The organism is Streptomyces sp. CLCI03 (assembly GCF_053615355.1).
This window is the reverse complement of record NZ_CM132132.1, coordinates 4874021-4891531: the sequence shown is the minus strand read 5'-3', so window position 1 is coordinate 4891531 and position 17511 is coordinate 4874021. Positions and strand designations below refer to the sequence as shown.

Sequence of the window (17511 nt, the reverse complement as noted above, 5' to 3'; positions counted from 1 at the left end):
ACCGAGGTGCTCCGTTCAGGACCGGGCCCGCTGCCCGCGCCGGGTCAGCCAGAGCACACCGGCCGCGCCGGCGAGCAGCACCGTTCCGCCGAGGGTGCCGAGGGCCAGGGCGGAGTCGGTGGGCCCGGTCTGCGGGAGGGTGTCGCCGGTGGTGTCGGCGCCGGGCTGCGTGCCCCCGCCTCCGCCACCCCCGCCGCCGGGCGCCGTGACGTCCAGTTCGAGCGACGGTCCCGGGTTGTTGCCGGGGGTGCAGGTGGTCGTGGTGCCCATCGCCTTGATGGTGAGCACGCCGGCGGTGAAGGTGACCTTGCCGCTCTTCTTGGGAGTGTAGGTGCCCGAGAGGTCGGTGATCTTGATGGGGGTGTCCGGGGGCACGGCCTCGGGGTTGGACGGTCCCGACACCGGTACGGACACCTTCTCGGCGCCGCCGACGACGATGACGGCGCTGGGGCTCATGGCGCCCTTGCCGAGCTCGATGGGGCTGGACGAGACGCCCTTCTGGAAGGACATCGTCAGCTTGTACCCGTCCCCCTCCTTGACGGACTTGATGTCGATGGGCGACACCGCCGACTTGTCCCCGATCGGGGTCTTGCAGTCGTAGGCGACGTCGACGACGGCGGCATGGGCCGCGGGGGCGGTGAACAGCACCGCCGATCCGGCCAGCGCGGAGGCCAGCGCGAGCGCGGTGGAGCGTTTGCGGTCGGACACCTTCGTCTTCCCCTCGGGCCACAGAAAACTGACGACACATCAGATCGGTGGCTCAAGGTACGCCCGGGCCCTTACGGAGGGAAGACAAAGGACAACCCGGGATCGACTGTTCGTCAGTAGGCGCGGCGCCCCCGCTGCCAGACGCCGGAGACCAGCGGTACGCCCGGACGGTAGGCGAGGTGGACATGGCTCGGGGCGTCCAGCAGGGCCAGGTCCGCGCGGGCTCCCGGGGCGAGGAAGCCGATGTCGTCGCGACGCAGGGCGCGGGCGCCACCGGCGGTGGCCGACCAGAGGGCCTCGTCGGGGGTCATCCGCATGTCGCGGACGGCGAGCGCGATGCAGAAGGGCATCGAACTCGTGTAGGAGGAGCCGGGGTTGCAGTCCGTGGACAGGGCGACGGTGGCGCCCGCGTCGATCAGGCGCCGGGCGTCGGGCCACTGGGCGCGCGTGGAGAACTCGGCGCCGGGCAGCAGGGTGGCCACGGTGGTGCCGGCGGCCTGGGCGAGGGCGTCGACATCGGCGTCGGTGAGGTGGGTGCAGTGGTCGGCGGAGGCCGCTTCGAGCTCGACGGCGAGCTGGACGCCGGGCCCGTAGGAGAGCTGGTTGGCGTGCACGCGCGGGATCAGCCCGGCGGCGGCGCCGGCGGTGAGGATGGCGCGGGCCTGGTCGCCGTCGAAGGCGCCCTTCTCGCAGAAGACGTCCACCCAGCGGGCGTACGGGGCGCAGGCCGCCAGCATCTCGCCGGTGACGAGGTCGACGTAGCCGGCCGGGTCCTCGGCGAAGTCCGGGGAGACGATGTGCGCGCCGAGGTAGGTGACCTCCTCGGTGTGCGCGGCGGCGATGCGCAGGGCGCGGGCCTCGTCGGCGACGGTGAGGCCGTAGCCGGACTTGGTCTCGAAGGTGGTGGTGCCCTGGCGGCGGGCCTCGTCGAGGTGGCGGACGAGGTTCGCCTCCAGCTCGGCGTCGGTGGCGGCGCGGGTGGCGGCGACGGTGGTGCGGATGCCGCCGGCGGAGTAGGCGCGGCCCGACATCCGGGCGTTGAACTCCTGGGTGCGGTCGCCGGCGAAGACGAGGTGCGAGTGGGAGTCGACGAAGCCGGGGATGACGGCCCGACCCTGCGCGTCGACGACCTCGTCGGTGTCGGGCGCCTTGGCGGCGGGGCCGACCCAGGCGACCTTGTCGCCGTCGATGACGACGGCGGCGTTCTCGATCAGGCCCAGGGGTGAACCGTCGCCGACGGACGGGTCGTTGGTGACGAGGCTGCCGATGTTGGTGATGCAGGTGGTGGTCATGGTTCCTCTCAAGGTTGCTCTCCCCGCCCCGCCCTTTCGCCGTTTCCCGGGCTCTGCCCGGACCCGGTCCTCAAACGCCGGACGGGCTGAAAATCCAGCCTCGCCGGCGTTTGAGGCGCGGGTTCCGGGGCGGAGCCCCGCGACGGTCAGCCGCGCAGGGCTGCGATCGATTCGGCGAGGGCGGACGGGACGTCCCCGACCAGGGTGTGGTGGCCGTCGCGGACCACGTGGCGGCCGCCGACCACCGTGTGGCGGACGTCCGAGGCGGTGGCGGCGAACACCGCCGTCTCGGCGCCGAGCCGCGCCGGCGGACCCGCCGTACGGACGGAGTCCAGCGCGATGGTGGTGAAGTCCGCGAGCGCGCCCGCCTCCAGGCGCCCCGCGTCCGGGAGTCCGAGGGCGGCGTGGCCGTCCTCGGTGGCGGCGGTGAGCAGGGCGTTCGCCGTCCAGTGGCCCCGGGTGCGGCTGCGCAGGCGCTCGTTCAGCTCCATCGCGCGGGCCTCTTCGAGCAGGTCGATCACGGCATGGCTGTCGCTGCCCAGGGACAGCGGGCTGCCCGCGTGCTGGAGCCGGGTCGCCGGGCCGATGCCGTCCGCGAGGTCGCGTTCGGTGGTGGGGCACATGCAGGTGCCCGTGCCGGTCCCGCCGAGGAGGGCGATGTCCACATCGGTGAGGTGCGTGTTGTGGACGCCGGTGGTGCGCGGGCCGAGCACCCCGTGGTCGGCCAGCAGCTGGGTCGGGGTGCGTCCGTGGGCGGCCTGGCAGGCGTCGTTCTCGGCGGTCTGCTCCGAGAGGTGGACGTGCAGGGGCGCCCGGCGCTCCTCGGCCCAGCCGGCCACGGTGGCCAGTTCGGCTGCGGGGACCGCGCGGACCGAGTGGATCGCGGCGCCGATCAGGGCGTGCTCGCGGGGCTTCAGCGCGCTCGCGCGCTCGGCCCAGGCCTCGGCGGTGCCGTCGGAGAAGCGCAGCTGGTGGCTGTTGGGGGCCTCTCCGAAGCCGGAGGACAGGTACGCGGTGTCCAGGAGCGTGATCCGGATCCCGGCCGCGGCGGCGGCCTCGATCAGGGCCTCGCCCATCGCGTTCGGGTCGGCGTAGGCGGTGCCGCCGGGCGCGTGGTGGACGTAGTGGAACTCGCCGACGTTGGTGATGCCGGCCAGCGCCATCTCCGCGTAGGCGGCGCGGGCGAGCGCGAAGTAGCTGTCGGGGGTGAGGTTCTGGGCGACCTTGTACATCAGGTCGCGCCAGGTCCAGAAGGTGCCCGAGCCGACCTGGACGGTGCCGCGCAGGGCCCGGTGGAAGGCGTGGCTGTGTGCGTTGGCCAGCCCGGGGATCGTCAGGCCGCGCAGCACCTCGGCGCCGGGCGGCGGGGTCTCGACCCCGGTGCGCAGGGCGCCGATCCGCCCGTCCTCGGTGACCTCCAGGGCGACGCCCGGCTCGACGTGGGTGCCGAGCCAGGCGTGCTCCAGCCAGTACGTCGTCAACGACATGCCAGGCCTTCCAGTACGTCGGCGAGGGCGAGGACGCCTGCCACGCAGTCGTCCTCGGCGGCGAACTCCCGCGGGGAGTGGGAGACGCCGGTCGGGTTCCGTACGAACAGCATGGCGGTCGGGACGGCCGCCGAGAGGATCCCGGCGTCGTGTCCCGCCCCGGTGCCGAGCACGGGGACCGAACCGCCCAGGATCCGGTTCATCTCGTCGCGCAGGGCGTGCTCGAACTCGACGACCGGGGTGAAGGACTCCCGGACGATGTCGAGGTCGATGCCGTCCTGGTCGGCGCGCTCGCGGGCGGCCTTCTCGATGGCCGTGACGACCGTGTCGAGGGTGGCCTGGTCGGCGGCCCGGGAGTCGAGCCAGCCGCGCACCAGCGAGGGGATGGCGTTGACCCCGTTGGGCTCGACCGCGATCTTCCCGAAGGTGGCGACGGCCCCGGCGAGGGCCGCCTCCGTGCGGGCGGCCAGCACGGTCGACGCGTAGGTGAGCATCGGGTCGCGGCGGTCGACCAGCCGGGTGGTGCCGGCGTGGTTGGCCTCGCCGCGGAAGTCGAACCGCCAGCGGCCGTGCGGCCAGATCGCGGAGGCGATGCCGACCCGGTCCCCGGACAGGTCCAGGGCCCGGCCCTGTTCCACGTGGAGTTCGACGAAGGCGCCGATGCGGCCCAGGCGTTCGGGGTCGGCCCCGATGGCCTCGGGGTCGTAGCCGGCGGCCTCCATGGCCTGGGGCAGGGAGATGCCCTCGGCGTCGCGCAGCTCGTACGCCTTCTCCTTGGTCAGCTGTCCGGCGGCGAGCCGGGAGCCGACGCAGGCGAGCCCGAAGCGGGCGCCTTCCTCGTCACCGAAGTTGGTGATGGCCAGCGGCCTGGAGAACTCCGCGCCCCTCCTGCGGAGTTCGTCCAGGGCCGCGAAGGAGGAGACCACCCCGAGGGGGCCGTCGAAGGCCCCGCCGTCGGGGACGGAGTCCAGGTGCGAGCCGGTGACCACGGCGTCCCCCGCGAGGGGGTCGCCCAGCCAGGCCCACTGGTTGCCGTTGCGGTCGGTCTCGTACGTCAGCCCGCGCGCCTCGGCCTGCTCCTGGAACCAGGTCCGGCAGTCGGCGTCGGCCCCGCTCCAGGCGTACCGGCGGTATCCGCCGGTGCCGGCGTCGCGGCCGATGGGCGCGAGCTCCGCCCACATCTCGTGGAAGGTCACGCGTCGTCGCCCTCACGCATGGGGACGCGGACGCCGCGCTCGTCGGCGACCGACTCGGCGATGTCGTAGCCGGCGTCGACGTGGCGGATGACGCCCATGCCCGGGTCGTTGGTGAGGACGCGGCGGATCTTCTCACCGGCGAGCGGGGTGCCGTCGGCGACGGTGACCTGGCCCGCGTGGATGGAGCGGCCCATGCCGACGCCGCCGCCGTGGTGGATGGAGACCCAGGAGGCTCCGGAGGCCACGTTGACCATGGCGTTGAGCAGCGGCCAGTCGGCGATCGCGTCGGAGCCGTCGAGCATGGCCTCGGTCTCGCGGTACGGGGAGGCCACCGAGCCGCAGTCGAGGTGGTCGCGGCCGATCGCCAGGGGCGCGGCGAGGGTGCCGTCGGCCACCATGTCGTTGAAGCGCTCGCCGGCCTTGTCGCGCTCGCCGTAGCCGAGCCAGCAGATGCGCGCGGGCAGGCCCTGGAAGTGGACGCGCTCGCCGGCCATCTTGATCCAGCGGTGCAGGGACTCGTTCTCCGGGAAGAGCTCCAGCATGGCCTTGTCGGTCTTGTGGATGTCCGAGGCCTCGCCGGACAGGGCGGCCCAGCGGAAGGGGCCCTTGCCCTCGCAGAACAGCGGGCGGATGTAGGCCGGGACGAAGCCGGGGAAGGCGAAGGCACGGTCGTAGCCGGCCAGCTGGGCCTCGCCGCGGATGGAGTTGCCGTAGTCGAAGACCTCGGCGCCGGCGTCCATGAAGCCGACCATGGCCTCGACGTGCTTGGCCATGGACTCACGGGCGCGGGTGGTGAAGCCGGCCGGGTCCTTGGCCGCGTAGGAAGCCATGTCGTCGAAGTCGACGCCGACGGGCAGGTACGCGAGCGGGTCGTGGGCCGAGGTCTGGTCGGTCACGATGTCGATCGGGGCGCCCTCGGCGAGCATCTGCGGGAGCAGCTCGGCGGCGTTGCCGAGGAGGCCGATGGAGAGCGGCTTGCGGGCGTCGCGGGCTTCGACGGCCAGCTGGAGGGCGTGGCGGAGGTTGTCGGCCTTGACGTCCAGGTAGCGGTGCTCGATGCGGCGGTCGATGGCGCGCGGGTCGACGTCGATACAGATCGCGACGCCGTCGTTCATCGTCACGGCCAGCGGCTGGGCGCCGCCCATGCCGCCGAGGCCGGCGGTGAGGGTGATGGTGCCCGCGAGGGTGCCGTTGAACTTCTTGGCGGCGACGGCGGCGAAGGTCTCGTAGGTGCCCTGGAGGATGCCCTGGGTGCCGATGTAGATCCAGGACCCGGCGGTCATCTGGCCGTACATGGTCAGGCCCAGGTGCTCCAGGCGGCGGAACTCCTCCCAGTTGGCCCAGTCGCCGACGAGGTTGGAGTTGGCGAGCAGGACGCGCGGCGCCCACTCGTGGGTCTGCATCACGCCGACCGGGCGGCCGGACTGGACCAGCATCGTCTCGTCCTGCTTGAGGGTCTGCAGGGTGCGGACCATCGCGTCGTACGAGCGCCAGTCGCGGGCGGCCTTGCCGGTGCCGCCGTAGACGACGAGCTTGTCGGGGTGCTCGGCGACCTCGGGGTCGAGGTTGTTCTGCAGCATCCGCAGGGCGGCCTCCTGCTGCCATCCCAGGGTGCTGAGCTCGGTGCCTCGCGCGGCACGTACGGGGCGGGGTCCTGACATGGCGGTGCCTCCTCCGATGTTGGTCAATCTATTCACATCCTCCTGCCCTGAATAGATTCAGTCAACAGCTGCGTTCGGCCCCGTCGGGTGATGGGATGGCCGAATGGCTGCGAACAGCGAGGTCGAGGGTGTCGCCGCGAGCGCCGCGGGGCGCCGGGATCCGGCCGTGCGGGCCGCCGTCGAGCAGGGCCTCGTGGGCGGGGGCGAGGAGGCACGGCCCCTGGTCTGCCTGCTGGACGTCGCCGGGATCCGGGCCTCCGCCGCGGCCCTGACCGGCGCCTTCGCGGCCGCCCTGGCGCCCGGCACCCCCGTCCTGCACGCCTTCGCCGTCAAGGCCGCCCCGCTCGTCCCGGTCCTGCGGCTGCTCGCCGACGCCGGGCTCGGTTGCGAGGTGGCGAGCCCCGGGGAGCTGGCGCTGGCCCGGGCGGCCGGGGTGCCCGCGGAGCGGACCGTCCTGGACTCCCCCGCCAAGACCCCGGCCGAGCTGCGCGAGGCCCTGGCCCTGGGCATCGCCGTCAACGCCGACAACCCGCAGGAGCTGGCCCGCCTGGACGGGCTCGTCGGCCGGTCGGCCACGCCCCCCGCGGCCCCGATCGGCGTACGGATCAACCCGCAGACCGGGGCAGGCGCCATCGACGCCCTGTCCACGGCCACCGCCACCTCGAAGTTCGGGATCGCCCTGCGCGACCCGGGCGCGCGCGCCTGGCTCGTACGCGCCTACCTGGACCGGCCGTGGCTCACCCGGCTGCACATCCACTCGGGCTCCCAGGGCGTACCCCTGCCGCTGATCGCGGAAGGCGTACGGGAGCTCCACGCGCTCGCCGAGGAGATCAACGCGGCGGCCGGGCGACGCCAGGTCGACACCCTCGACATCGGCGGCGGCCTGCCGGTGAACTTCGCCTCCGACGAGGAGACCCCGACGTTCGCGGGCTACGTGGCGGCGCTGCGCGAGGCGGTCCCCGCCCTGTTCGACGGCTCGTACGGCCTGGTCACGGAATTCGGTCGCGCCCTGTTGGCCAAGCACGGCCTGGTGCTGGCCCGCGTGGAGTACACCAAGACCAGCGGCTCCCGGTCGATCGCGCTCACCCACGCCGGGGTCCAGGTGGCGACCCGCACCGCGTACGCCCCGGCGGCCTGGCCGGTGCGGATCCTGCCGTACGACGCGAAGGGCGCCCCGAAGACCGGCGACCCGGTGGCCCAGGACGTCGCGGGCCCGGCCTGCTTCGCCGGGGACCTGCTCGCGACCGCCCGCGAGCTGCCCCTGCTCGCCCCCGGCGACCTGATCGGCGTCCCGGACACCGGGGCGTACTTCTTCACGGCCCACTACGGCTACAACAGCCTGCCGCGGCCGGCGGTCCACGGCTTCACGGTCACGGAGTCGGGGGAGGTCGCCTTCCGTCTGGTGCGCCCCGCGCAGGACGTGTCGGCGATCGTCGCGGAAGCGGGCGGAGACCTGCGGGACGCACTGCTGTGAGCACCCGGGGCGGCGCCCCGCCGCTCCGCCCGCCGGGCGACGGACTCAGCCGGTGAGGGTGGCCGCCAGGGCCGGGGCGACGCCCGCCACGACCTCGGCCGGGGTCAGCGCGACGACCCCCGGCAGGCGCAGCAGGTAGCGGGTCAGGGCCAGGCCCAGCAGCTGCGCGGAGACCAGGCCCGCCACCGCCGCGGCCCGCTCCGGGCCGACGGCGGCCGCCAACGCCGGAGCGACCTGCGCCGCGAAGACCTCCCGCATCCGGGCCGCGGCCTGCTCGTTCGTCACCGCCGAGCGCAACAGCACCAGCAGCGCGTCGTCGGCCGGATCACCCTCCCACCGCTCCACGAAGTGCCGCACGAGGGCGGCGGGGAGCTCCCCGGCCGGCACGGCGCCCAGGTCGGGCAGGCGCAGGTCCACCGCGAGGGCGGCGTCGAAGAGCCGCTCCTTGCTGCCGAAGTAGCGCATGACCATCGACGGGTCGATCTCCGCGTCCGCCGCGACGGCGCGGATGGTGGTGCGCTCGTAGCCCTGCGCGGCGAAGCGCTCCCGGGCCGCCCGCAGGATCGCCGTCTTGGTCGTGTCGGAAGTGCGTCGCGCGGTCATGCCAACGAGCGTAGGCCAACAAGCGTTGACATACCAGCGGGAGAGGCGCACTCTCATATCAACAACTGTTGGCCAACAAGCGTTGGCCTGACGGAGGAGGCCCGTATGACCAGCACCGCCGCACTCCCGACCCGTACGGACGTGGCCGTCGTCGGCGCCGGACCCACCGGCCTCGCCCTCGCCGTGACCCTGGCGGAGGCCGGCGTCGACTTCGTCCTCCTCGACCGGCAGGCCGAGGGCGCCAACACCTCCCGCGCCGCCGTCGTGCACGCCCGCACGCTGGAGGTCCTCGACGAGCTCGATCCGAGCGGCGCCCTCTCGGGCGAGCTCGTCGGCCGCGGCGTCCGCGTCACCCGGTTCCGGATCCGTGACGGCGCCCGCCCGCTCGCCGCCGTCGACTTCGACGGCCTGCCCACGGCCCACCCGTACGCGCTGATGGTCCCCCAGTACGAGACCGAAGCCGTGCTCCTGGCGCGCCTGCGCGCTCTGGGCGGTGACGTCCACCGCCCCTACGAGGTCACCTCCGTCACCCAGGACGCGGACGGGGTCACCCTCACCACCGCCACCGGGGAGACCCTGCGCGCGGCCCACGCGGTCGGCGCCGACGGGATGCACAGCGTGGTCCGCGGGGCCGCCGGCATCGCCTTCGAGGGCAGTGCGTACGCGGAGTCCTTCGTCCTCGCCGATGTGGTCATGGACTGGGCCCCGGGCCCGCACGAGGTCACGCTCGCCTTCGGTACCGCCGGGCCCACCGTGGTCGCCCCGCTGCCCGGAGGGCACTACCGGATCGTCGCCGCCGTCGCCGAGGCCCCCGCCGAGCCGGACCTCGCCTTCGTCCGGGCCCTGATGGACGAGCGCGTCCCCGGCCGGGCCGCGGTCCGCGAACTCGTCTGGTCCTCCCGGTTCCGGATCCATCACCGGGTCGCCGACCGGTACCGCGCCGGACGGCTGCTGCTCGCCGGGGACGCGGCCCACGTGCACAGCCCGGCCGGCGGTCAGGGCATGAACACCGGCATCCAGGACGGCTACGCCCTCGGCCGCGCCCTGGTCACCGGGGACCTCGACGACTACGAGGCCCGGCGGCGCCCCGTCGCCCGGCGCGTGGTGGCCCTCACGCACCGGATGACCCGGGCCGCGACCACCCGCAACCCGGTCCTGCGCGCCGCGCGCAACGCCCTGCTGCCGCTGCTCGCCCGCGTCCCGGCGCTGCGTGACCGCCTCGCCGCCGAGCTGGCGGAGCTCACCTACCGCTGAGGCTCACTCCACGGCTCACTCCGCCGCTCACTCCGCCGCTCACTCGACGAACAGGCCGCGCGCCGCCGCCCGCGTGTCGAAGGCCTCCAGCCGGGCCTGCGCGTCCGGCAGGGCGTCCGCCATCGACTCCAGCAGCACCCGCCCCAGCAGCATCGGCGCGCACGCCGTGTCGAAGGCCAGCCCGGTACCGACCTGCGCCGGAATCAGCAGGTCCGAGTGGCGGGCCACCGGGGCGAAGGCCGAGTCGGCGACCGTGACCACGGTCAGGCCGGCCCCTCGGACGCGCTCCAGCGTGTCCACGACCTCCCGGGGGTGGCGGGGCAGCGCGAAGCAGAGCAGCGCCGTGGCGCCCTCGTAGCGCGCCGCGTCGATCCGGTCCTCCATCATCGAGCCGCCCTCGTCGAGGAGGCGTACGTCCGGGTGGACCTTCGACGCGAAGTACGCGAACCCGCGCGCCTGGGAGGAGGCCGCCCGCAGCCCGAGCACCAGCAGCGGGGTCGAGGCGGCGAGCAGCCGCCCCGCCTCCTGGACCGGCGCGGGATCGGCCAGCATCGCCGCCAGCTGCCGCAGGTTCTCGATCTCGCCGAGAACGGCCTGCTGGTACTCGTTGTACGAGTCCTCCCGCGCGACCTCGGGCCGCTCGGCGGGGGCCACCTCGCGCAGGTGGCGGCGCAGCGCCGGATAGCCGTCGAAGCCCAGCGCCACGGCGAACCGGGTCACCGAGGGCTGGCTCACCCCGGCCAGCTCCGCGAGCTCGACGCTCGACAGGAAAGGCACCTCTGCCGCCCCGCGCACCATGCAGTGCGCGATCCGTCGCTGGGTCGGCGTCAGCCGGTGCCCCTCGAACAGCTTCTGCAGCCGCGCGGCCGGGCTGTCACTCATCCCGTCCCCTCCGTCCCGGTGAGTTATTCAGTCACGGAGCACTCTGCATGCGGTTATGCAGCGGGGCAAGCCGTGCCCGCGATCCGGATAGGGGTGCTAGCCCCAGTGCCGTGGTCCGCCGGGGTTCCTACGGTGGGGGCATGGACGCGCACGCCCGAGAGCTGAAGAAGGAATTCGACGCGACGCTGGACGCCCGCCGCGAGCTGGGTCCGGAGTACGAGGCCGCGCTCGTGGACTCGTTCGTCGAGAAGGTCGACACGCAGGTCCGGCGCCGGCTGGCCGAGGAACGCCTGTCCGCGGCCCGCGGTGACGGCCGGACGCCGTCCGCCGCCCCGGGGGACGGGAACTTCGGCGAACGCTTCGGCTTCGCGATCATCACGCTGGTCCTGGCGGTCCCGCTGTCGGCGATCGCCGCCACGCAGGCGCGGCTGCCGGGGCTGATCGTCACCTGGGCGGGGATCGTGGGCGTGAACTTCATCCACGCCGCCCGCCTGCGGCGCGCCCGGCCGGACGACGCGGGCTGACCACACCCGCTCGGGAATCCGCGCCGGATCCGCAGGCGAACCGGGCCCGGAAAATTGGAACGCGCGGGGACCGCCGCACCCTCGGGTGACCGAGGGGCGGGACGACGGCGGTCCCCGCGAAGGACACGGCCGGGTCAGGGCCGTCCGCGTCCGTGGCGTACGCGAGGTCCGGGAGCCGCTCCGGAGGTACGCACACGCCGTTCCGTGGTGCCGGCCGGGTTCCGGTCTCCCGGTCCTCCCTGCCGACAACCACCACTGTGCCCGAGCCGTGTTAAGCGGGTGCTGCCGTCACGTGTCATGCCCGTACCGTTTGCGCGACGGCCGCGCCACGGGCCCGGGGCGGGACGCGGGCCGTGGGCCCGCGCTCCGCCCCCGGGCGCCCCGCGGGTTACTTCGCGGCCTTGGCCAGGAAGGCCAGCAGGTCCTGACGGCTCACCACACCGGTGGGCTTGCCCTCGACCAGCACGATCGCCGCGTCCGCCTCGCCGAGCACCGCCATCAGCTCGGACACCGGCTCGCCGGAGCCGACCTGCGGCAGCGGGGAGCTCATGTGCTTCTCCAGCGGGTCGGTCAGGGAGGCCCGCTGGGCGAACAGCGCCGCCAGCAGCTCCTTCTCGACCACGGAGCCGATGACCTCGGCGGCCATCACGTCCGGGTGACCGGCGCCCGGCTTGACGATCGGCATCTGCGAGACGCCGTACTCGCGCAGGACCTCGATGGCCTCGCCGACGGTCTCCTCGGGGTGCATGTGGACGAGGGAGGGGATGCCGCCCTCCTTGTCGTTCAGCACGTCACCGATGCGCGCGGCGGGGCCGGCCTCCTCCAGGAAGCCGTGTCCCGCCATCCACTCGTCGCTGAAGATCTTGCTGAGGTAGCCGCGGCCGCTGTCCGGCAGCAGGACGACGACGACGTCGTCCGGGCCCAGGCTCTCGGCGGCCTTGAGCGCGGCCACGACGGCCATGCCGCAGGAGCCACCGACGAGCAGGCCCTCCTCCTTCGCCAGGCGGCGGGTCATCTGGAAGGAGTCCTTGTCGGACACCGCGATGATCTCGTCGGTGACGTTCGGGTCGTAGGCGGTCGGCCAGAAGTCCTCGCCGACGCCCTCGACCAGGTACGGACGGCCGGAGCCGCCGGAGTAGACCGAGCCCTCGGGGTCGGCGCCGATGACCTTGACCTTCCCGCCGCTGACCTCCTTGAGGTAGTTGCCGGTACCGGAGATCGTGCCGCCGGTGCCGACGCCCGCGACGAAGTGGGTGATCTTCCCGTCCGTCTGGTCCCACAGCTCGGGGCCGGTGGTCTCGTAGTGCGAACGGGGGTTGTTCGGGTTGCTGTACTGGTCGGGCTTCCAGGCGCCGGGCTCACGCGCGAGGCGGTCGGACACGTTGTAGTACGAGTCCGGGTGCTCGGGGTCGACGGCGGTCGGGCAGACCACGACCTCGGCGCCGTACGCGCGCATCACGTTGATCTTGTCCATGGACACCTTGTCAGGGCAGACGAAGATGCACTTGTAGCCCTTCTGCTGGGCCACGATGGCGAGTCCTACACCCGTGTTGCCGCTGGTCGGCTCCACGATGGTGCCGCCGGGCTTGAGGGCTCCGCTCTGCTCGGCGGCCTCGATCATCCGTACGGCGATCCGGTCCTTCACGGATCCACCGGGATTGAAGTACTCGACCTTCGCAAGGACGGTGGCCTGCAGGCCTTCGGTCACACGGTTGAGCTTCACCAGCGGGGTGTTGCCGACGAGGCTGATCATCGAGTCGTGGAATTGCACCATGTTCTCCAAGGAGGGGACTCCACGGGTTCTCCGGGAGGTCCGGCCAGAGTATGCGGAAAGGGATTGGCCGACCGTACGTACGGGGCAGGTAGGGATCAATGAGGACCGAGGAGGTGGCCTGAAGGATGTCCAGGGCGAGGACAGCCCGCCGGATCGCGGCGGGGGCGGCGTACGGCGGAGGCGGACTCGGACTGGTGGGGGCCGCCGCGGTCGGGCTGGTGGTGGCCGAGATGCAGTTCGCGAGGCGGGCGGTCGGGTCCGGGCTGCCCGAGCCACCGCGCGCCGACGGGCTGTACGGGAGCGAATTCGGCGGGCCGGAGCAGAGCCCGGGCCCGCTGCGGCTGGGCATGCTGGGTGATTCCACGGCCGCGGGACTGGGCGTACGGCGGGCCCGGCAGACTCCGGCGGCCCTGATGGCCTCCGGGCTGGCGGCGGTGGCCGAGCGGCCGGTGGAGCTGCGCAACGTAGCCCTTTCGGGGGCCATGTCGGACGATCTGGACCGGCAGGTCGGCCTGCTGCTGGACGGCCTCGCGCCGCCCCCGGACGTCTGCGTGATCATGATCGGTGCGAACGACGTGACGCGCCGGATGCCACCGACCCAGTCGGTGCGTCTGCTGACCGCGGCCGTGCGCAGGCTGCGCATGGCCGGCGCCGAGGTCGTCGTGGGCACCTGCCCGGACCTGGGCACGATCGAGCCGGTCTACCAGCCGCTGCGCTGGCTGGCCCGCCGGGTCTCGCGGCAGCTGGCCGCCGCGCAGACCATAGGAGTGGTCGCGCTGGGTGCCCGAACCGTCTCCATGGGAGACCTGCTGGGCCCGGAGTTCGCCGCGAACCCGCGCGAGATGTTCGGCCCGGACTCCTACCATCCGTCGGCGGAGGGGTACGCGACCGCCGCCATGGCCGTGCTGCCGACGCTGTGCGCGGCGCTGGGCCTGTGGCCGGAGTCGGACCGGCTGGACGTGTCCCGGGACGAGGACATGCTGCCGGTGGCGAAGGCCGCGTCGGCCGCGGCGGGCCAGGCGGGTACGGAGGTCACGGCCGCCCGCGGCCCCTGGGTGCTGCTCAAGCACCGCCGGCGGCGTCGGGTGCCCGCCACGGACCCGGCCCAGCCCGTGGTCCCGTAGAAGGCGCCCTGCGGGCGCTCCGCGCGGGTGCGCACCGCCCGTCCGGGCGCCCGGAACCGCGTCATGTCCCGCGCCTACGGCCGGATGCCGTGGGCGAGTGCGGCCCGTGTCACACGCCCCGGCCGGTGACCTGGACCGTACGGGGCGGTAACTTCGCTTGCGGTCCCGCACAGAGCCGCAACACACCCTTGGAGTCCCGATGCCCGAAGCCGTCATCGTTTCCACCGCCCGCTCCCCGATCGGGCGCGCCTTCAAGGGGTCCCTCAAGGACGTGCGGCCGGACGACCTGACCGCGACGATCATCCAGGCCGCCCTGGCCAAGATCCCCGGGCTGGACCCGCGCGAGATCGACGACCTGATGCTCGGCTGCGGTCTGCCCGGCGGCGAGCAGGGCAACAACCTGGCGCGCATCGTGGCCGTGCAGATGGGCATGGACTTCCTGCCCGGCACCACGATCACCCGCTACTGCTCCTCGTCGCTGCAGACCTCCCGGATGGCGCTGCACGCCATCAAGGCGGGCGAGGGCGACGTCTTCATCTCGGCGGGCGTCGAGATGGTGTCGCGGTTCGCCAAGGGCAACTCGGACTCGTGGCCCGACACCCACAACCCGCTCTTCGCGGACGCCGAGGCCCGTACGAAGGCCGTGGCCGAGTCGACCGGCTCCAGCTGGCACGACCCGCGCGAGGACGGTCTGGTCCCGGACGCGTACATCGCGATGGGGCAGACCGCCGAGAACCTGGCCCGCATCAAGGGCGTGACCCGTCAGGACATGGACGAGTTCGGCGTCCGCTCGCAGAACCTGGCGGAAGAGGCCATCAAGAACGGCTTCTGGGCCCGCGAGATCACCCCGATCACCACCCCGGACGGCACGGTCGTCTCCGGGGACGACGGCCCGCGCGCCGGCGTGACCCTGGAGGGCGTGCAGGGCCTCAAGCCCGTCTTCCGCCCCGACGGCCTGGTCACGGCCGCCAACTGCTGCCCGCTCAACGACGGCGCCGCGGCGCTGGTCATCATGAGCGACACCAAGGCCCGCGAGCTGGGCCTGACCCCGCTGGCCCGGATCGTCTCCACCGGTGTCACCGGCCTCTCCCCCGAGATCATGGGCCTGGGCCCGGTCGAGGCGTCGAAGCAGGCCCTGAAGCGGGCCGGCCTCACGGTCGGCGACATCGACCTCTTCGAGATCAACGAGGCCTTCGCGGCCCAGGTCATCCCGTCCTACCGGGACCTGGAGATCCCGCTGGAGAAGCTGAACGTCAACGGTGGAGCCATCGCCGTCGGTCACCCGTTCGGGATGACCGGTGCGCGCATCACCGGCACGCTGATCAACAGCCTGCAGTTCCACGACAAGCAGTTCGGCCTGGAGACCATGTGCGTGGGCGGCGGCCAGGGCATGGCCATGGTCATCGAGCGCCTGAGCTGAGCCGGAGCGGAGGGTAGGGGTCGCCCGAGGAACGAGTGGCGGCACCTGCCCGCAGCGGTGGCGAGGATCAGCGCGACCGAAGAAACGAGCGCCTGAGCTGAGCCGGAGCGGAGGGTAGGGGTCGCCCGAGGAACGAGTGGCGGCACCTGCCCGCAGCGGTGGCGAGGATCAGCGCGACCGAAGAAACGAGCGCCTGAGCTGAGCCGTAGCGGAGGGTAGGGGCCGCCGCGGCCGAGCGAGCGTTCGATCAAGGATGGGCCCAGGCGCCGCAAGGGATCCGGGAGGTTCCCTTGCGGCGTACTGACACCGGTTCTAACCCGTTCGCGGCCGACCTGTGACCAAATTTCCCCCAGGATGTGACCTATCTCCTGGGGGATCGGTGTTTAACCAGGTCAGGGCTGGTACGGATGCGGCTGGTGTGACCAAAGCCCTGTCCATTTCGTGACGTAATGCACTGCACGCCATTCCCAGGTCGGGACACTCTGATGTAGGAAGTCGGGGGATCGAATCACCTCAGGAGTTAGTCAGTGAGCGCCATGTCTCTTGCCCTGCTGCTGACCACGGCCGCTGCCACGGCCGTGGGCGCTGCTGCGCTGCACGCCGTCCATGGTCTGCGCAAGCAGGTCGCCGCCCTGCGCACCGAGCTGGCGGTGCCGGTCCACCCTCGCGGTGCGACCGTCCCGCACGCCCGCAGCGCCGTGGAGTCCCCCGCCGCGGAGATACGAGCCGCCGTGGCCGAAGCCCTCGCCGAGGAGCGCGAGCGCGAGCTGGCCGAGGCGCGGGCCTTCTGGGCCGCGCAGGAGGCCCGTGACGCCGCCGACGCCCCCTCGCTGCTGGGCGGCCTGCCCGGGCTCGGCGAGGACAGCCCGGTCTTCCTGCCCCGGCAGGCCGACCTGGTGGGGCTGGAGCCCGTACTCGGCGAGGAGATCCTCGACGAGCTCCCCGGGTATCCCGAGGATTCGGCCGAGCTCGCCGCCGCGCGCCGGCGCCACCCCTCGCACCCCGACTTCGTACCGGTCCAGGCCTCGCACCCCGGCGCCGACCACGAGCGCACCGTGAACCGCCTGGAGGAGCTCGCGGAGGCCCGTACGGCCCTCGCGGACGTCCGTCCGGGCCCGCTGGGCACCCTCGACGTGTACGTCTTCACCGACGGCACGACGCTGTGCATGACGCCGGGACACCGGGAGACCGCGGAGCGGCTCGCCGAGGCCCTGCGCTCGGGCACCGCGCCGGTCCTGCTGGGCGGCTCGGGCATCTCCGGCGCCTACGCGCTGACCTTCTCCTGCGGTGACACCGAGGACCCCGACAGCAACGTCTACATCCTCGCGGACCGCGTCATCGCATCGCTCTGACTTCCGCCCGCTCCACCAGTCGCACGGCCTCGTCCAGCACCTCGGACGGGGCCTTCGCGCTGTCCGGGGCCGCGGCGCGCAGCGCCTCGGCGAGGTCCAGTCCGGTCACCGCCACCTGATCGCCGACGACGAAGATGCCCGCGTCCGGCACCTCCTTCGGCTCCTGCCCGGGGGTCTCGATCCGCTGGGCCCGTACGGAGAGTTCGCGGGCCAGGTCCAGCGCCGCGGCGGCGGCACCCTGCTGCAGGCGGCTCTGCGGCGCGGCCCGCAGCCGGTCGGCGAAACGTTCCACGACGGCGGTCAGGGGCGAAGTATCAAGCACCCGGCCGACCTTACGCGCCGCCCGGGCCCCATTGCCAACGGGCGAACTCTCCGGCACGGTGGCGTGAAGAGAACAGCACGGCGATACCTCCGGAGGCGCCCATGTCCGTAGAGTTCTCCGAACAGACCCACCGCAACATGATCGACAGAATCCCCCAGACCACCGGTCGTGAAGTCTCCGACTGGCTCCGCACCGTGGACGACGGCCCCTCACTCGTCCGGTTCGAGGAGAAGGTCAGCTGGCTGCGCGGCGCGCACGAGCTGTCGTACGGCCAGGCCAAGGCGATCATCCACGAGTACGACCTGCGCAGAGCCGCACGCCGGCTCGGCTGAGCCCCTCTCCCCCGACCCCGTTTCCCGTACCCCTATGCGCGGGAAGGCCCCGCGAGCCGAGTGCTCGCGGGGCCTTCCCCATGCTGTGCGCAGGCCGGTGGTCGGC

Annotated in this window: 16 protein-coding genes; 7 read left to right on the top strand and 9 right to left on the bottom strand. The window is 73.0% G+C overall.

What is annotated here, in order from left to right; genetic code table 11:
- Positions 1 to 15 precede the first annotated feature (15 nt).
- The 5 genes from ACWG52_RS22630 to hutU all read right to left on the bottom strand — a co-directional run bounded on the left by ACWG52_RS22630 (position 16) and on the right by hutU (position 6344).
- Positions 16 to 708, bottom strand: coding sequence for an LPXTG cell wall anchor domain-containing protein (locus tag ACWG52_RS22630; protein WP_375939440.1), 693 nt, complete (start codon positions 706 to 708; stop codon positions 16 to 18).
- Positions 709 to 821: 113 nt separating this feature from the next.
- On the bottom strand, positions 822 to 2000 hold the full coding sequence (hutI, locus tag ACWG52_RS22625) for an imidazolonepropionase (protein ID WP_389815551.1): 1179 nt from the start codon (positions 1998 to 2000) through the stop codon (positions 822 to 824).
- 146 nt (positions 2001 to 2146) lie between these two features.
- Positions 2147 to 3487 carry a formimidoylglutamate deiminase gene (locus ACWG52_RS22620; RefSeq protein WP_389815553.1) on the bottom strand — a complete coding sequence of 447 codons (1341 nt, stop codon included), beginning with the start codon at positions 3485 to 3487 and terminating at the stop codon, positions 2147 to 2149.
- Positions 3478 to 4668: an allantoate amidohydrolase gene (locus tag ACWG52_RS22615; RefSeq protein WP_030724689.1), complete on the bottom strand. Its 1191-nt coding sequence runs from the start codon at positions 4666 to 4668 to the stop codon at positions 3478 to 3480. Before ACWG52_RS22615 ends, ACWG52_RS22620 begins: the two co-directional genes overlap by 10 nt.
- Before the next feature lie 11 nt (positions 4669 to 4679).
- Entirely contained in the window at positions 4680 to 6344 is a 1665-nt protein-coding gene (gene hutU, locus ACWG52_RS22610; protein WP_389815556.1) for a urocanate hydratase, read from the bottom strand.
- 103 nt (positions 6345 to 6447) lie between these two features.
- Between hutU and ACWG52_RS22605 the strand changes: the two genes are divergently transcribed.
- Complete coding sequence (locus ACWG52_RS22605) at positions 6448 to 7818, top strand: type III PLP-dependent enzyme domain-containing protein (RefSeq protein WP_389815559.1); 1371 nt, start codon at positions 6448 to 6450, stop codon at positions 7816 to 7818.
- Between the two features lie 45 nt (positions 7819 to 7863).
- Here the strand turns inward: ACWG52_RS22605 and ACWG52_RS22600 are convergent, their stop codons facing one another.
- Positions 7864 to 8421 (bottom strand): TetR/AcrR family transcriptional regulator, encoded by a 558-nt coding sequence (locus tag ACWG52_RS22600; protein ID WP_389815562.1) that lies wholly within the window; start codon positions 8419 to 8421, stop codon positions 7864 to 7866.
- Positions 8422 to 8526: 105 nt separating this feature from the next.
- Here ACWG52_RS22600 and ACWG52_RS22595 point away from each other — a divergent pair, with 105 nt between their 5' ends.
- The gene (locus tag ACWG52_RS22595) at positions 8527 to 9675 is read left to right on the top strand and encodes an FAD-dependent oxidoreductase (protein ID WP_389815564.1); all 1149 of its coding nucleotides are present in this window, start codon (positions 8527 to 8529) and stop codon (positions 9673 to 9675) included.
- Between the two features lie 39 nt (positions 9676 to 9714).
- On the opposite strand, the gene ACWG52_RS22590 is transcribed toward ACWG52_RS22595, so the two are convergent.
- Entirely contained in the window at positions 9715 to 10557 is an 843-nt protein-coding gene (locus ACWG52_RS22590) for a MurR/RpiR family transcriptional regulator (RefSeq protein ID WP_161296029.1), read from the bottom strand.
- 140 nt (positions 10558 to 10697) lie between these two features.
- On the opposite strand from ACWG52_RS22590, the gene ACWG52_RS22585 reads away from it, so the two are divergent.
- On the top strand, positions 10698 to 11081 hold the full coding sequence (locus ACWG52_RS22585; protein WP_389815566.1) for a hypothetical protein: 384 nt from the start codon (positions 10698 to 10700) through the stop codon (positions 11079 to 11081).
- Positions 11082 to 11469: 388 nt separating this feature from the next.
- Here the strand turns inward: ACWG52_RS22585 and ACWG52_RS22580 are convergent, their stop codons facing one another.
- Positions 11470 to 12852: a cystathionine beta-synthase gene (locus ACWG52_RS22580; RefSeq protein WP_389815649.1), complete on the bottom strand. Its 1383-nt coding sequence runs from the start codon at positions 12850 to 12852 to the stop codon at positions 11470 to 11472.
- Positions 12853 to 12980: 128 nt separating this feature from the next.
- Here ACWG52_RS22580 and ACWG52_RS22575 point away from each other — a divergent pair, with 128 nt between their 5' ends.
- The 3 genes from ACWG52_RS22575 to ACWG52_RS22565 all read left to right on the top strand — a co-directional run bounded on the left by ACWG52_RS22575 (position 12981) and on the right by ACWG52_RS22565 (position 16751).
- A complete protein-coding gene (locus ACWG52_RS22575; RefSeq protein ID WP_033222709.1) occupies positions 12981 to 13979 on the top strand; it encodes an SGNH/GDSL hydrolase family protein in 999 nt (332 codons plus the stop codon).
- A 199-nt stretch (positions 13980 to 14178) separates the two neighbouring features.
- Complete coding sequence (locus ACWG52_RS22570) at positions 14179 to 15399, top strand: acetyl-CoA C-acetyltransferase (RefSeq protein WP_389815570.1); 1221 nt, start codon at positions 14179 to 14181, stop codon at positions 15397 to 15399.
- A 536-nt stretch (positions 15400 to 15935) separates the two neighbouring features.
- A complete protein-coding gene (locus ACWG52_RS22565) occupies positions 15936 to 16751 on the top strand; it encodes a hypothetical protein (RefSeq protein ID WP_030724676.1) in 816 nt (271 codons plus the stop codon).
- Here ACWG52_RS22565 and ACWG52_RS22560 read toward each other — a convergent pair.
- Positions 16735 to 17073: a hypothetical protein gene (locus tag ACWG52_RS22560; protein WP_365264556.1), complete on the bottom strand. Its 339-nt coding sequence runs from the start codon at positions 17071 to 17073 to the stop codon at positions 16735 to 16737. The genes ACWG52_RS22565 and ACWG52_RS22560 overlap by 17 nt on opposite strands.
- Positions 17074 to 17174: 101 nt before the next feature.
- On the opposite strand from ACWG52_RS22560, the gene ACWG52_RS22555 reads away from it, so the two are divergent.
- Entirely contained in the window at positions 17175 to 17405 is a 231-nt protein-coding gene (locus ACWG52_RS22555; RefSeq protein ID WP_030724673.1) for a DUF4287 domain-containing protein, read from the top strand.
- The last annotated feature ends 106 nt before the right edge of the window (positions 17406 to 17511 follow it).